The organism is Microbulbifer harenosus (assembly GCF_005771435.1).
Classification (GTDB): Bacteria; Pseudomonadota; Gammaproteobacteria; order Pseudomonadales; family Cellvibrionaceae; genus Microbulbifer; species Microbulbifer harenosus.
Map to the genome: position 1 here is coordinate 325,415 of NZ_VANI01000009.1, position 13,288 is coordinate 338,702.

14 protein-coding genes are annotated in these 13,288 nt (G+C 54.0%); 4 read left to right on the forward strand and 10 right to left on the reverse strand.

Annotation, left to right across the window (positions count from 1 at the left end):
• Nucleotides 1-78: 78 nt before the first annotated feature.
• Nucleotides 79-2,124, reverse strand: a complete 2,046-nt coding sequence (locus FDY93_RS09495; RefSeq protein WP_138235485.1) for an extracellular catalytic domain type 1 short-chain-length polyhydroxyalkanoate depolymerase — start codon at nucleotides 2,122-2,124, stop codon at nucleotides 79-81.
• Nucleotides 2,125-2,350: 226 nt separating this feature from the next.
• Here FDY93_RS09495 and FDY93_RS09500 point away from each other — a divergent pair, with 226 nt between their 5' ends.
• Nucleotides 2,351-3,292 carry an alpha/beta hydrolase gene (locus tag FDY93_RS09500; protein WP_138235486.1) on the forward strand — a complete coding sequence of 314 codons (942 nt, stop codon included), beginning with the start codon at nucleotides 2,351-2,353 and terminating at the stop codon, nucleotides 3,290-3,292.
• A 20-nt stretch (nucleotides 3,293-3,312) separates the two neighbouring features.
• Here the strand turns inward: FDY93_RS09500 and FDY93_RS09505 are convergent, their stop codons facing one another.
• Nucleotides 3,313-4,383 (reverse strand): sialidase family protein, encoded by a 1,071-nt coding sequence (locus FDY93_RS09505; RefSeq protein WP_138235487.1) that lies wholly within the window; start codon nucleotides 4,381-4,383, stop codon nucleotides 3,313-3,315.
• 261 nt (nucleotides 4,384-4,644) lie between these two features.
• Here FDY93_RS09505 and FDY93_RS09510 point away from each other — a divergent pair, with 261 nt between their 5' ends.
• Nucleotides 4,645-5,103, forward strand: coding sequence for an ATPase (locus tag FDY93_RS09510; RefSeq protein ID WP_138235488.1), 459 nt, complete (start codon nucleotides 4,645-4,647; stop codon nucleotides 5,101-5,103).
• Nucleotides 5,104-5,293: 190 nt separating this feature from the next.
• Here the strand turns inward: FDY93_RS09510 and FDY93_RS09515 are convergent, their stop codons facing one another.
• Complete coding sequence (locus FDY93_RS09515) at nucleotides 5,294-5,695, reverse strand: PaaI family thioesterase (protein WP_138235525.1); 402 nt, start codon at nucleotides 5,693-5,695, stop codon at nucleotides 5,294-5,296.
• Between the two features lie 232 nt (nucleotides 5,696-5,927).
• Nucleotides 5,928-6,860, reverse strand: coding sequence for a LysR family transcriptional regulator (locus FDY93_RS09520; RefSeq protein ID WP_220446148.1), 933 nt, complete (start codon nucleotides 6,858-6,860; stop codon nucleotides 5,928-5,930).
• 85 nt (nucleotides 6,861-6,945) lie between these two features.
• Between FDY93_RS09520 and FDY93_RS09525 the strand changes: the two genes are divergently transcribed.
• Nucleotides 6,946-7,716, forward strand: a complete 771-nt coding sequence (locus FDY93_RS09525) for an NAD(P)H-dependent oxidoreductase (protein ID WP_138235489.1) — start codon at nucleotides 6,946-6,948, stop codon at nucleotides 7,714-7,716.
• A gap of 157 nt (nucleotides 7,717-7,873) precedes the next feature.
• Here the strand turns inward: FDY93_RS09525 and FDY93_RS09530 are convergent, their stop codons facing one another.
• From FDY93_RS09530 to FDY93_RS09545, 5 genes are all read right to left on the reverse strand, one after another.
• A complete protein-coding gene (locus FDY93_RS09530; RefSeq protein WP_138235490.1) occupies nucleotides 7,874-8,548 on the reverse strand; it encodes a class I SAM-dependent methyltransferase in 675 nt (224 codons plus the stop codon).
• An 86-nt stretch (nucleotides 8,549-8,634) separates the two neighbouring features.
• A complete protein-coding gene (locus FDY93_RS09535) occupies nucleotides 8,635-9,264 on the reverse strand; it encodes a DUF1349 domain-containing protein (RefSeq protein ID WP_138235491.1) in 630 nt (209 codons plus the stop codon).
• A gap of 273 nt (nucleotides 9,265-9,537) precedes the next feature.
• Nucleotides 9,538-10,002 carry a hypothetical protein gene (locus tag FDY93_RS19460; protein WP_171018947.1) on the reverse strand — a complete coding sequence of 155 codons (465 nt, stop codon included), beginning with the start codon at nucleotides 10,000-10,002 and terminating at the stop codon, nucleotides 9,538-9,540.
• 549 nt (nucleotides 10,003-10,551) lie between these two features.
• Nucleotides 10,552-10,902 carry a hypothetical protein gene (locus FDY93_RS09540; RefSeq protein ID WP_138235492.1) on the reverse strand — a complete coding sequence of 117 codons (351 nt, stop codon included), beginning with the start codon at nucleotides 10,900-10,902 and terminating at the stop codon, nucleotides 10,552-10,554.
• A 669-nt stretch (nucleotides 10,903-11,571) separates the two neighbouring features.
• On the reverse strand, nucleotides 11,572-11,811 hold the full coding sequence (locus tag FDY93_RS09545; protein WP_138235493.1) for a helix-turn-helix domain-containing protein: 240 nt from the start codon (nucleotides 11,809-11,811) through the stop codon (nucleotides 11,572-11,574).
• 459 nt (nucleotides 11,812-12,270) lie between these two features.
• Here FDY93_RS09545 and ltrA point away from each other — a divergent pair, with 459 nt between their 5' ends.
• A complete protein-coding gene (ltrA, locus tag FDY93_RS09550; RefSeq protein WP_220446149.1) occupies nucleotides 12,271-13,125 on the forward strand; it encodes a group II intron reverse transcriptase/maturase in 855 nt (284 codons plus the stop codon).
• A gap of 15 nt (nucleotides 13,126-13,140) precedes the next feature.
• On the opposite strand, the gene FDY93_RS09555 is transcribed toward ltrA, so the two are convergent.
• Nucleotides 13,141-13,288 (reverse strand): transposase domain-containing protein (locus FDY93_RS09555; RefSeq protein WP_181954057.1); only part of this gene is annotated, 148 nt, incomplete at its 5' end.

Sequence of the window (13,288 nt, forward strand, 5' to 3'; positions counted from 1 at the left end):
ATGGTGAAGACTGGGCCTGGTCAACATTTTACGGCCGATTTCGCTTTACTGCACTTGCATCAAGGACGTTACGCAGGGTCAGGGGCAGCTGCCTAGCACATAGTAACCAGCCGCTGTCTCCGCCAGCGTGGTGGTCACAAAGAGGTTGTAGAGACCGAGATTGTCGCCGGAGCCGGCGGCATAGGCATAGCCGCCCGTGGTCGTGGCGCGGCCAGCCTGCACGTGGTTGTAGTTGCTGGCAGTGAACTCGGTGCAGGTTATATCGCCGTCCGGAGTACTGTCGCAGGCGTTGCCGATGCCATCGCCATCGTTGTCCTCCTGGCCGGCGTTGGCGGTGTTGGGGCAGTTATCCTGCGCGTCTTCCACGCCGTCGCCATCGGTGTCTGTGGCCGGTTCGCCGCCGCCACTCCCGCTACCAGAAGAACAGGCCTGCACGGGGCCGGCACAACTGCTGTTGCCGTCGGCAATCCACTGGCAATCGCTGCCGGATGGGTACTCGTGCATGGTGAACTGGCTGGTACCGAAAGCTAGGTAACAGGCGGAATAACCCACGCCCCAGGTGATATGACCGGCACCGATATGGAAGTTGTAGTCGCCGGTCTGGCCGGCGTCGATGGTGAAGTTGACGCTAGCCTGGCTGGCGAGCTGAGTGGTGTCGGTGGCCGTGACCGTTGCTGTATTGGCTCCGCCGGGCAGGTTACAACCCTGCGCGGAATAGCTGTTGCCCGCCACATTTGCGCTCACAGAGCCATTGGCAAACGCCACTACCACGGAGGCCAGGTTCTGGTTTGCGTCCACCACCGTGCCGGTCACCGTGGCGCACTGGCCATTGACGTTGGCAGCGGTATTGCTCAACACCGGTGCGCTCGCTGCCGGTTCCGGTCCCACGCGGGTGGTAACGCTGGCGGCATCGCCGTCTGTACCTTCGTTGTCTGTAGCCACAGCGCGCACTTCGTAAAGGCCATCGGCCAGAGCAGAACTGGTTGCGCTGAAGTACCCGGCGGAATCGACCGACGAGACGTTCAACGTTTCCACCACCACCGGAGCGCCGCCATCCAGATTGCTGATGGTGATGACCACAGCGGCCACGCTGCCCTCGGCATCCACCGCATTGCCGCTGATGCTCAGCAGGCCGCTGTTCTCACTGGCCGCAAGGTTCGAGACTGCCGGGCCGGTATTGCGGTCGACGCGCTTGTTGTTGGCGGCAAAGTACTGGCCAAGGTAGGAGGCGTAGTTGATGCTGTTGGCCGAGATATAACCGCCGGAGGCACCTTCGCCGCCGGACCAGGCGTGGGGAACGTCGTTCAGCCACAGCATGGAAACTCGGCCATCCTCCCACAGGGTTTCCTCCGCGGTGCGGCTGCTGCCCTCGCTGATAGTATTGGTGCCGGTCAGCTTGCTGACGCCGTACACCCCGGCCATGCCGTTGGCATTCTGCTCGTTGTAGCAGAGGTTCACCGTGGTATCCGCGTCGCCGTGGGCAATGGAGGCGATCTGGATGGAGAAATGGCTCTTGTAACTACCTGCATAGCTGTTGCAGCGCGCGGCCACATCCGCTGTTTCACAGGGACCAAGAGCGCCGTTGGAGCTGGTACCGATACTCGGGCCCGCGCTGATGCCCATACCCGCAAATACATCCGGTGCCAGACAAGCGGTGGTATTGGCGAAAGATGCCCCGGAAGACAGGCCGGCGATATACACCTGGTCCGGGTCGATATTGCGGCTGGCGTCGCCGCTCATGGTATTGGCGAGTGTGATCAGATTCTTATAGTCGCCCGCCGTGCGCGACTTGGTGCCCTGCCAGTAAGACCAGCAGCTGTAGCCTGCCTTGTTCATGGCATCCGGCACCGCGATCACCATGCCGTACTGCTCCGCCGCCACCTCCAGTTTTGCCGTGAGGAAATTGCTGGTGGGCTGCACGCAGCCGTGCAGCACAATCAGCAATGCCTTGCCATTACCGATAGGCGACACCGAATCCGGCGTATACACATGCACAGAATTAAAACCGCCGATGGACTGGCTCTGCTGCCAGCTGCCTGCGCTGGCAGCCGTGGCAAAGAGCCCGGAGAGAAAACACAGGAATAGGGTAAGGACGCCCCTGTAGGGCGGTTGATTATCGTTCATCGCTAGTACCTTCATTATTCGAATTATGTTTGACTGCACAAACGATTTGCGCGCACGGCCGAGAGCAGACCGCACAGAGGACGTTTGCCCTCCCAGCTTATGCGCGGGTGGAGCGGCGGCTACTAGACCAAGGTTGTAGAGCAGGGCGCAGAGATGTTCTACTGCTCCGGTATGTGCGACATGTCGCATTAGCAAAGCAATAACCCGAGAAATTAAGGCCGTTTTGATGTCACCCGTTTTTCGCGCGTCGATCGCGCTGTTTCTGCTTGCTACCGCACAGCCCAGCCTCAGCCTCAATACGATACCGGTAGACGATTCTTACACCCCGTCAGAGCGCTATTACCGCTACAAAAAACAAGATTCTTCCTTGAAATGGCCCGCATTGACCTTTACCGCTGGCCAGCAGGTATTTTTCGATCGCCGCTACAAGCAGGTCGACCAGCGCGAGCTGCACCTGGATGTGTTCATGCCCGCGCCGGAAACCAGTAACCAGCAGACCATCGTGATGATTCACGGCGGTGGCTGGCGTTCCGGCCAGCGTTCGCACATGTATGCGTTGGCAAACCGGCTCGCCCAGCGCGGTTACACTCTGGTGCTGCCGGAATTCCGCCTGTCACTGGAGGCGCCGTATCCGGCGGCCATGGAAGACGTGAACGATGTACTGCAGTGGCTTAATCAGAATGCCAGTGACTACGGCATCGTTACCGACAGGATCGCCGTGCTGGGAGGCTCTTCCGGTGGGTATATGGCATCGCTGCTGGCCTACGCGGGGCCATCACAGCTGTTTGGCAAGAGCGATGTGCGCGTCAATGCCCTGATCGACCTCGACGGCGTACTCAACCTCGACCACGAGCGTCCCAATCCGGAATCACCCCTGCAGGCGTGGCTCGGCAGCGACAGGGAGCAGTCGCCTGAACTGTGGCGCCAGGCAGCGCCAACATCGCACCTCTCCAAAACCTCGCCGGCCACCCTCGTCATCAGCAGCGGCCAGCCGAGATTTACCCTCGGACACAAGCAGGTCGGAGAGACACTCAAGGGATTCGATATTCCCTATCAGTACTACGAATTTCCCGAAGTGATTCACACCTACTGGCTGTTTGAACCCTACGTTAGCCAGTCGGTGGATATCATTGAAGTCTTCCTGCGCAAATTGGACAAGGATGCCTGAGAAGTGAAGCGGGCAGGGCGCTACTGTTGATTCATTGTCAATTTGGTGGGGTCGACCACCACATGGCGAATGCGTTTGCGTCCGACGGTATACGAGATATGTACCAGGCCGTCATCGGTCTGGATCACCGCCGGATACCCGTAGCCCTCCTTGATCGGTTCCGCCTCCAGCGTCAGTACCGGATACCAGCGTTCACCATCCTGAGACAGGGCGATATTCATTGGATAGCGCGGGCCTTTTCCGGGCGTGTTGGGCGCGTGGGCCGCGTGGTTGTACACCAGCAGTTGCAGGCCACTGGCCAGGGTTACCGCATCGGTGCCGGAATTCGGGTTGGGTAGATCAATCGCGGCCAAGGGCGTCCAGCTCCGGCCCCTGTCGTAAGACCAGGTGCTGGCCATCACTCCCTGTTTGGTACGCGCCAGCGCCTGCAGGCGCCCATCCGCGTAGGTGAGAATACTCGGCTGGATCGCGTCCAGCCCCGGGCCCGGGTCCACCTCCGGGGTCCGCGTCCAGCTCTGGCCCTGGTCTTTCGACTGCTCAAAATGCAAACGCCACTGCCCGTTGTCCTCGGTACTCGACGGCGCCAGCCAGGCGCCCATACCGGTGGTGATCGGCTTGTTTTTCACCGGGCCGATAACACCATCGGGCAGCCGGGCAGGGCGGCTCCAGGTTACGCCATCATCCACAGACTGCGTCATCATGCCCCACCACTCGCGGGGATTGGGGCCCACCTTGTAAAACAGCGTGAGTGGCTGGCCGGGTGACTGGAACAATACCGGGTTCCAGGTCGGCATCGCGTTACCGGCACTGTCGCGGCCCGTGGCGACCTTCATTGCCGGTAGCCACTCGCCATCGACCCAGCGGGCCACATAAATCGCCACGTCATAGTGGCGCTCGTGGGTACCGCCAAACCAGGCCGCCAGCAGCGCACCACTTTCGGTTTGCACCAGTGTGGAAGCGTGGCTCTGCGGATAGCCCGCATCGGCATTGATCCAGCTGCGGCTGACGACCGCCTCATTTTGAACATTGCGATCGGTCGTCGTCACACAACCGGCACACAGCAATACCACTGCCAGCACCCACTGCTTCATCGTAATCCCCGGTAAAACGTAATTCACGGCTAACAACAGGTGGAAATTCAAAACTAGGATCGCCCCGTTCTTGAATACGTCCGCTGTCAGCCGTTGATTCTACACAAGACAAGAATTTATGTGGAAATACATGCCTGAAATAATGACCGCCGCAAACAGGCTGGCCCGGGCGCTTGCTACGCTTTGAGGATGGTCAGGCGGCGGGCGAAACCACTTCGCTATAGTGGTAGCGCCAATTTCTTTTATCTGCGGAGGCTGAACGTGCAAGTCGAGACCCTGAGGGATGTGTTGGTGTGGACCCGTGAGTTCCACAAAAACTTAGCCGCCTGCCTGCAACACTGTGCGGGCAAGAATGAGAATGCACGCTCCCAGATGCTGCTCGCATACCTGGCGCGGCACGAGAAGGAACTCACGGAGACCGTCGACGGCTTCGTCGACACCGCCGAAACCCGGGCGCTGAATACCTGGTGCTACGACTATATGGACAAGCACCCCATATTGCACAGCGTGCACTGCGACGCGCCTTTCCAGGATCTTGAACCCGATGAAATCATGAGTGTCGTCAGCAACCAGCACGACCAGGTGATCGAACTCTACCGCTACCTGTACGGCAGAGCCGACATTGAGGAGACTCGAGAGCTAATGGAAGAGCTGAAGTCGCTGGAAGAACAGCAGATCAAACAGATGGTGCAAGGCGTGAACCGGATGCGGGATATGTGATTCGCTACTGCCAGTAGTATTGGCACAGGGATTTAGATGAAATCGCGCACAGGGATGCGTTTCACTATATTCCAGGCGGATCGGAGAGGTTTAAATCAATGGCCGCTGGAAATTACGATTGAGGCCGCATTCACCGGAGACCGCCACAAAGGTGCTGAGCGTTGGCCGTCCGGTGAGGAGCTTGGTTAGATTACGATGCGTCAATCTTGGTTATTGTTCCGAGAGAAACCGCAACCAGTTTTTCCTCGCCATCTGCTTGGGCGTATACCTTACATTCACATGTGGATTGGCGTTTTCCTGAATATAAGACTGTTGACCTGGCGATCAATTTATCTCCGATTGCTGGTCGAACATAGTTTACTTTGTACTCTGAGGTGACACAGTTTCCTAACACTGACGCTCCGGCAAAAGTAATACAGTTGTCAGCTAAATAACTAACGACACCACCATGCGCAAAGCCATTGTTTTGCTTGAGATCATCTCGAATTTCGAGGCTCAATTCAGCAGATCCGGTTTCAAATGCTTCCAACTTTGCTCCTAAAAGTAAGCTGAAAGATTGCTGTGACAAAATTTCTTTCCCTTTTTCTAACATATCGCTCAATTTTCAGCTCCTTCTTCAGTATTCCGGAAATTTAGCGCCCTGATCACACGCTTGTTGCTAGCAATTTAGCTGCCCATCTCGCAAATTCGGGTTCAATGTTCTTTTGATAGAGTCATAAGGCTAAAGGCAATTAACACCAATGGGGGCGCAATGGGACTGACGTCCCATAATTGTGTTTTTTTAAGTGCTATTCGGAGGAATATATTCCCAAAGTTTCTGACACTCAATCCGCGAGAACATTTCCTATTTGTTCGCGAATCCAACGATGAGCGCTGTGGCCATGATTGCGTTCATGCCACACCATGCCTACCGGAAATCCCGTCGCGACGATGGGGGCTTTGACTATTTTGAGGTCGGTCCGCTTTTCAACCAAACGCCACGGCACCAGTGCCACCAGATGTGATTGTGCAACAAGTTCCGGAATAAACAGAAATGATGGGACAGACAGCACCACGTTGCGTGAATGCCCCAGCGCCTGGAGAGCCTGGTCCACCGGTGTGAAAAAGCCGCCACCACTTAGCGAAACCACCGCATGCTCGAGCAGCGTATAGTCTTCAAGGGTCATATCGCCAGTGAGCTGCGGGTGGTCCTTCCGGCCGACCAGTACATAGTGCTCATCGTATAAGTGCCTGGTGCGCAGGAGAGGGGGAGCCTCATCCGGTGTCATTAGCGCAAGATCCACTTCACCACGCACCATCTGGGTTTCCAACCGCGACGGTTCCAGGTTGCGTATGGCTATCCGGATATTGGGTGCCTGCTGTCTTAATGTCTGAATAAGCGACAAGCCGATAACGGTTTGAAGGTAGTCGGTGCATGCCAGTGTGACGGACAGATTTGCCGATAACGGATCAAAATGTTGGTGCGTTGTCACCGTATCCCGCACCTGGTCCAGCGCCAGGCGCAGCGGAGTGAGCAGCTCCAGGGCCATGGTGGTGGGCGTCATCCCGCGCTGGGCTGGGATCAACAACGGATCATTGAACATGTCCCGCAGGCGGTTCAGCTGGGCGCTGACGGCGGGTTGGCTGAGATGCAGACGCTCAGCAGCCCTAGTGACATTCTGCTCCTCCAGCAATGCCTCCAGTGTCGCCAGCAGATTGAGATCGAGTCGCTTGGTATTCATTTGCTGGATGGTAGGGCATAAAACATCAAATTTCACGGATAGCTTGTTCCAGCACACACTAGCAACTGTATCGAACACACCGGAATACCCTGCCAGGCAGGGCTTACATGAGGATGAAATAATGTCCAAAACCGTATTGATAGTGTATGCACACCCGGAGCCAACCTCGCTAACCCGCCAGTTTGTTGCTGTTACGGAACAGGTTCTTGCAGGGCAGGGCCATACCGTATTGCAGAGCGACCTATACGGCATGGGCTGGAAAGCCACATTTGACGAGCACGACTTCCCCAACCGGGTAAACCGTGATCGGTTAGCCTATGTTCAGGAGTCGGGACACGCATACACCACAAATCAGCAAACCGAGGACGTCGCCGCAGAACAGGCCAAGCTGCTCGCAGCCGATGCCGTCATACTGCAATTTCCGCTGTGGTGGTTTGGTATGCCCGCCATTCTCAAGGGCTGGATAGACCGCGTTTATGCCTATGGCTTCGCCTACGGATACAAAAACGAGGGCAATCGCTACCGCTATGGAGATGGCATCCTCAAAGGGAAGCGCGCGTTACTGTCGGTCATGGTGGGCGGCCCGGCCACCGACTACTCCCCTCGCGGCATTAACGGTCCGCTGGAGGAATTGCTGTTTCCCATCACCCACGGTGCGCTGTTCTTTCCCGGCATGGATGTATTGCCTACCCATGCCGTCTTCGGAACCGGCAGTTTGACAGAAGCTACGGTAGATAAAGAGTTGACCGCCTGGTGCGAACGTCTCAAACATATTTTTGATGAGTCGCCCATTCCGTTTCGACGCCAGAACAGCGGGCAGTACCAGGGAAACATCCTTGCTGACCATATCGCGGAAGGGGAGGCAGGGATCGCGGTCCATATCGACAACTAAGCTTGGGCGCCTCTAAAAATTCATTGCTGGTCACCCCCGCGAAGGCGGGGGTCCAGTAGCCACTGGATTTCCGGACTCCCGTCTTTGTGGGAATGACGATTTTTAGAGGTGCCCGCGCGATTAATTGGGCGCTGACCATGTTTTTCCATCCGTTGGCTTATCTTGTCTCCGCGACGACCAGTAACGATATCGGCAACTTTGTATCCGGATGGCTGGGTTCCGCCAAGTCAATGATGGCGTACTCGCACGCACGCAATAATTTCACCGACGAGCCGAGGGTGCGGAAGTACCAGGGCATCGGTTGCCACACACCCTCAAAGCTTCGAAAATCCTCTTCACGCCAACCGTCACAATAATCGCCACATACCGACCAAGGGTGTACCGTCTGGATCACTAATTTTCCGCCTGGAACGAGTAGTTGCCTGACGGCTCGCAACAACGCAGCAATCTCTTCATGAAGTATCGCAAAGTTAGCGGAGACAACATCGAAACCGCTGCCTATATCGCTGGCCCCATCAACCAAATCTGCATATGTGCAGACGTGAAAGATGCCACCTCCAGACGACTGAGCCGCTTCAATTAAGTTAGGTGAGCCATCTATGCCTACACCGTCAACACCGTGCTTCGCAAGAGCCCGGATTAGCCAGCCTTCACCGCAGCCCAAGTCCAACACTCGCCTCGGTTGTTGCGCGAGAACGGCCTCGACAATGGAGCGATCTGTCACGAGTCGGCGGCTTTCGATACCGCCGCCACGTACAGCGGCTGTCCATGCATCGGCGTTCAAGATCCAGCTTTTTGCTATATCGGCTGATTGATCAGAACTCTGGTTCATTCAGAAAAACCTCGGGATTAGGACGGTGTCTACTGTTCGAGGGTAACTCGGATTTGTAACGCCGCGGGCAGGCTTGTTATTTGAGTTCAAACCCCATGCGCCAACCACTTACAAGGCTCCATGCTCATTTCTGTAAACTTCGCTGTAAACGATGAATTCAGGGGGCTGCACGCATAAACACCGAAACTCACTACATTTTTGGCCGGCAAAGGTGGATTACATTTACCCATTTCTGCCGTAGTTTCGCCAAGTTTGTGTAGGTGAAATATGCGCATTTGTTTGAAAACAACACCATCAAACGATGATTCGATTAAGAAATCTGGACCCCGGCGACTCAAGCGATACCAAATTTCTTTTGGTAGCGTAATATCAGATGTTGCCCAATCGGAGTAACCAAGATTCGTGACCACGCTTCCTAGTCTTGAAAACTCTTTATTTTCATACTCAATAGAAGCCTTGAACCAGTTTTCGCTGTCCAGATAAATAATCACCCCGCATTGATCAAACTGCGCTTGGTAGTCAAAGTTTACTTTCGTTGTAAATGTAAAGTTTTCTCCTGACTCTATCTGCAATGCGGGAGCATTGTCATTGCGAAATCCATAGTAGGAGCGCTGCCAAAAATCTGTACCGGGTTCTGTTGTTATCGAAACTGATTCAGGAGTAACTTCACTAACGTTCGGCTTAAAAATCCACTTTCCCAGTGTAAAATCTACCATTGCTAAACTTCTTTATAATGAACCGTAATCTGTTTATTCGCATACGTCACCAGCGAGAATGGCTTACCTTGTGTGCGTTTTGGGCAAAAATGGGAGTTGTGCCGTCAGCGGCTCCTGACCCACTGAGAACCGTACGCGCAGGTTTCCTCGCATACAATTCAAGCCACAGAGGAAAATTCAACCCGGCGGCTTGACTTGTATCAACAATTTGCGCTCCACACTATGCCATCTTCGCTGTCCGGAGACTACAAGCTCTGCGGCGAATTCGAAGCGTTAAACATCCGGCTCAACATAGCCTCCCGTCCAATAGTCTATTAGCGACTTACCTGGAAATAACACTACAAGCTGTTCTGTTTCATGCCCCCCAACGGTATCCCCAGTCATGGCCATGGAGTACGCCCGCTGCCCCCCGTTCACCGGGAGTTCAAAAATGTACAAACGATAATTGTACCGGGCCATAATTTCCTGGACTTCGGGGTCTTTAGTTCTGAATAAGCAGTGTGGGCATGATGCGGTAGATATGTAGCCGCTATCCTGCGATGACTCTAATGAGTGCGTCATAAGGCTTTCACTCATTTCAGCTGCAATTCGCTCCATGTCATCAGCTCTTAGAATTTCATAGTATCTCTGGGCTAACCTAGCATTTTTTGGCTTCCAATCCACCGAGCTGGCTATATTTCCACAACGGTAAAGGTAATCAGACTCGAAATCATGTTTGTCGCAACGATATCTTGGCATTTAAATCATTCCTTTGTTTTTACCTTCGAAGTTTTTAGAAAAGGAAATTCATACGTCATAATTCCAAATAAGCGCCCCCTTGGACTATTGAGCTGTCGGTGAGGGCCGCAGGGCAAGAGTAAACTATCTCTCTTGTGTATTCCCAGTATGAGCATGAAATAATGTGTTGAAAGCCCACAGTCTCAGCCAGTCACCTCGCTAGGGCTAATCAACTGTGATTTTGTAGGGTGAAATGAAAAGGCGTTGAAATTGATTTCTCTGACCGCAGCGTTGCTTTTCGCGACCTGCGGTACGACAGCGGAAGATGATTTAAGTGTCGATAACTCGGGAAAGTTCTGCACCGTACAGCATGCAGGTGGAAAAATTCCCACAAAGCTTGAACCGCCGTGCCTTTTTGTGAAAGACAAAAACGGCAAGATGCGCTCGTATACTTACCATCAGGCGCGAGACTCATTTTAGTGGGTAGCGACCGCGCAAAAAGGTAAATGTCTTTGGGCGTCCCGCAGAGGTTCGTAGGGCCGAAGGGACTGCCGCACGTTGTTAAGTGGTTTAGTCTCCACGAAACACTAAAGGTTGACGCTTTTCTACAGCAATTTCCGTTGCTTCTCTCAAATTTTTCAAGGCCTCTATTAGCAAGGGCTTATCCAAGGTTTCGAGACCTTTATGCATTGTTTCAAATCTGATTCTTGTCTTTTTTGTGAGACTAAGTCCCTCGATAACATTATCGATTACCTTTCGCAATCTCATACAATCTTCAACGCTGTATGTCGTATCTCCGTATTCATCAATATATGAGCCGCCAATATCGATGATAGGTAACAAATACTCTTGCACCTCGAAGCTTGGAAAGAACCAGTTCTTTCTCTTATCTTTTGAATTTGAGACATTCCAACTGATCATGGTTGTATTCTCAGCCCCCACGTTTGGGGCTTCAGTGAAGCATAGCGGAGCGGGGGGCTGCCCCGCAGGGGTGGACGACATGTGTTTGTTAAATATTTTTGGCTGTGAATTCTAATGCGCGCCTACCATGCATACCTTTAATGACAATACTTGAGCTTCTAGGCTCATGGAGAATATACGTTTCTCTGGCCCTGTTATCTGGCGATCCCAACGACGGTTCCGTAATTAACTTGTTGCCTGATATAGACCAGGAAAACTCACTATCCAGTGTGACATGACCAGATGAAATATAGGCTTCAATAAGCCCAGACCCATCTGGATAAAAAGTGACCGTTGTCACTTCGCCCTCCAAACTCCATTTGCCGATAAGCAGCTGCCGCGCAGACTGATCGCTACCGGTATATGGCTGGTTGCTTACACAACCGAGCAATATAGAAACTATCAGAACTAGGTTCGGAGCGCTCATAGACATTTAACGCCTCAATCAGCCACGAGTCGGTGGCCTTCGATATCGCCGCCACGAACAACGGCTGTCCATACATCAGCGTTCACGATCTAGCGTCGTGCTATATCGGCTGATTGATCAGAACTCTGGCTCATCCAAAAACCTCTCGGGATTAGGAAGGCGTCTACTGTTCGGAGAAATCGGGTCACCCCAGTCGGAACAGACTACTTCGGCTCATTAACGAGCAATTGCTTGTAACAAACCCCCAGTGCATCGGCGATTCTGCAAAGATAGGCAACCGACACGTTGTACTTGCCCAGCTCTATATCCGACAAATGTTTGGAGCTGATCCCCGCCAACTCCGCCAATTTCTCTTGCGTCCAGCCTGGGCCTTTCTGCTTGCGTAGGGCCTTGATGTTTGAGCCGATCTGCTTCAGAAGCGCTTCTACGTTGTTCTTTTCCATTTGTGTACGCCCAGCATGGGCATGAACTAATGAGGTGAAAGTCCTCTGTAGGAGAGCCAGATCACCGGTCTACCAGTGATCATAACTACTAGCCGACGGCAAGGGCAACTTCGCGAGAAGTTGTCTGAAGGAAGCCCGAGCGCAAACCTGTGAGCCGACGAACAGAAATCGCATATAAGGCCCAGTCCCGGGGACGAGTTAGCACAAGATAACGAAGTCCAATGGCTCGAGGGATAGGGTAAATGCGGCGGTTGTGCAGGGACAGTTCAAGTCCTTATCTGGGGAGGTCTGTACCACTTGCTCGGAGCGATCCTAGCGCCGGGTGGGGTAACCCGCTCGGTGATGGTGCAGAAGTCAGCAGAGGGCATAGTACCCAGAGCCGGAAGGAATCTGGCGATGGGGAAGGCCTGAACATTAGACAAAGAGTGAGACATTACTGCCTTATGAGGAATATTGGTTGTGACAAACGACGTTCAGCCCCATAGCGGTAGTGATTTGTTCCCAGCTTTGAAGAGTAACCTGTATGCGCAGATTCTGGCGCCAGAGAACCTGCGTGCAGCATGGAAGCAAGTACGCAAGAACAAAGGTGCCGCCGGTGTCGATGGTATCTCCATCGAAGACTACCCCGAGTGGGTGACGCCACGCTGGCCAGCCCTGCGCCGAGCCTTGGTTGAGGGTTATTACCAACCCCAACCGGTTAAACGGATCGTGATCCCCAAGCCCTCAGGAGGTGAACGCCACCTTGGGATACCCACGATACACGACCGCGTGATCCAGCAGGCCATCAGCCAAGTGCTGACGCCGATCATAGACCCAACATTCTCCAACCATAGCTACGGTTTCCGCCCCGGACGCCGCGCCCACGGCGCAGTCAACCGGGTTCAGCACTGCATCAAGCGGGGTTTGAAGGTTGCTGTGGATATTGACCTATCCAAATTCTTTGATCGGGTTAATCACGATCTTCTTATGGCCCGACTGGGGTGCCATATCAGAGACAAGCGTGTCATGTCTCTGATTGGCAAATACCTCAGAGCCGGAATACAGGCAGATGGGCAAGTGCGGCCAAACAGCCTTGGCGTACCGCAGGGTGGTCCACTATCCCCACTCCTGGCCAACGTGATGCTCGACCCTCTGGATAAATACTTGGAGAAGCGTGAACTCCCTTTCGCTCGCTACGCAGACGACTTTGTCATCTGCGTAGCAAGTACCTCGAGAGGGAACAGGGTAAAGCAGCAAGTAAGCCGCTTCTTGGAAAGGAAGCTACAACTGCCGATCAATCAGGAAAAGAGTGCAGTCCGCAGTAAGCGCCGTTAAATCGACACACTTCCCCTAACCATACTGAGCCAAATTTTTTGAAACAGGCTTCAAGGGCACATTCCACGGTAGAAGGGCTTCGAGCTTCTCCAGCGTGTCGGCCTCACCGATTCGGTCCAGTACATAGTGGATGTAGGCTGAGGGCTCCAACTGATTGGCCTTG

Bases quoted from the DNA above. Each gene is read 5' to 3' on its own strand.
- FDY93_RS09505 (WP_138235487.1), bottom strand. From the start codon at position 4,383: ATGAAGCAGTGGGTGCTGGCAGTGGTATTGCTGTGTGCCGGTTGTGTG.
- FDY93_RS09530 (WP_138235490.1), bottom strand. From the start codon at position 8,548: ATGAACCAGAGTTCTGATCAATCAGCCGATATAGCAAAAAGCTGGATC.
- FDY93_RS19460 (WP_171018947.1), bottom strand. From the start codon at position 10,002: ATGCCAAGATATCGTTGCGACAAACATGATTTCGAGTCTGATTACCTT.
- FDY93_RS09500 (WP_138235486.1), top strand. From the start codon at position 2,351: ATGTCACCCGTTTTTCGCGCGTCGATCGCGCTGTTTCTGCTTGCTACC.
- FDY93_RS09540 (WP_138235492.1), bottom strand. From the start codon at position 10,902: ATGATCAGTTGGAATGTCTCAAATTCAAAAGATAAGAGAAAGAACTGG.
- FDY93_RS09535 (WP_138235491.1), bottom strand. From the start codon at position 9,264: ATGGTAGATTTTACACTGGGAAAGTGGATTTTTAAGCCGAACGTTAGT.
- FDY93_RS09545 (WP_138235493.1), bottom strand. From the start codon at position 11,811: ATGGAAAAGAACAACGTAGAAGCGCTTCTGAAGCAGATCGGCTCAAAC.
- FDY93_RS09525 (WP_138235489.1), top strand. From the start codon at position 6,946: ATGTCCAAAACCGTATTGATAGTGTATGCACACCCGGAGCCAACCTCG.
- FDY93_RS09515 (WP_138235525.1), bottom strand. From the start codon at position 5,695: ATGTTAGAAAAAGGGAAAGAAATTTTGTCACAGCAATCTTTCAGCTTA.
- FDY93_RS09495 (WP_138235485.1), bottom strand. From the start codon at position 2,124: ATGAACGATAATCAACCGCCCTACAGGGGCGTCCTTACCCTATTCCTG.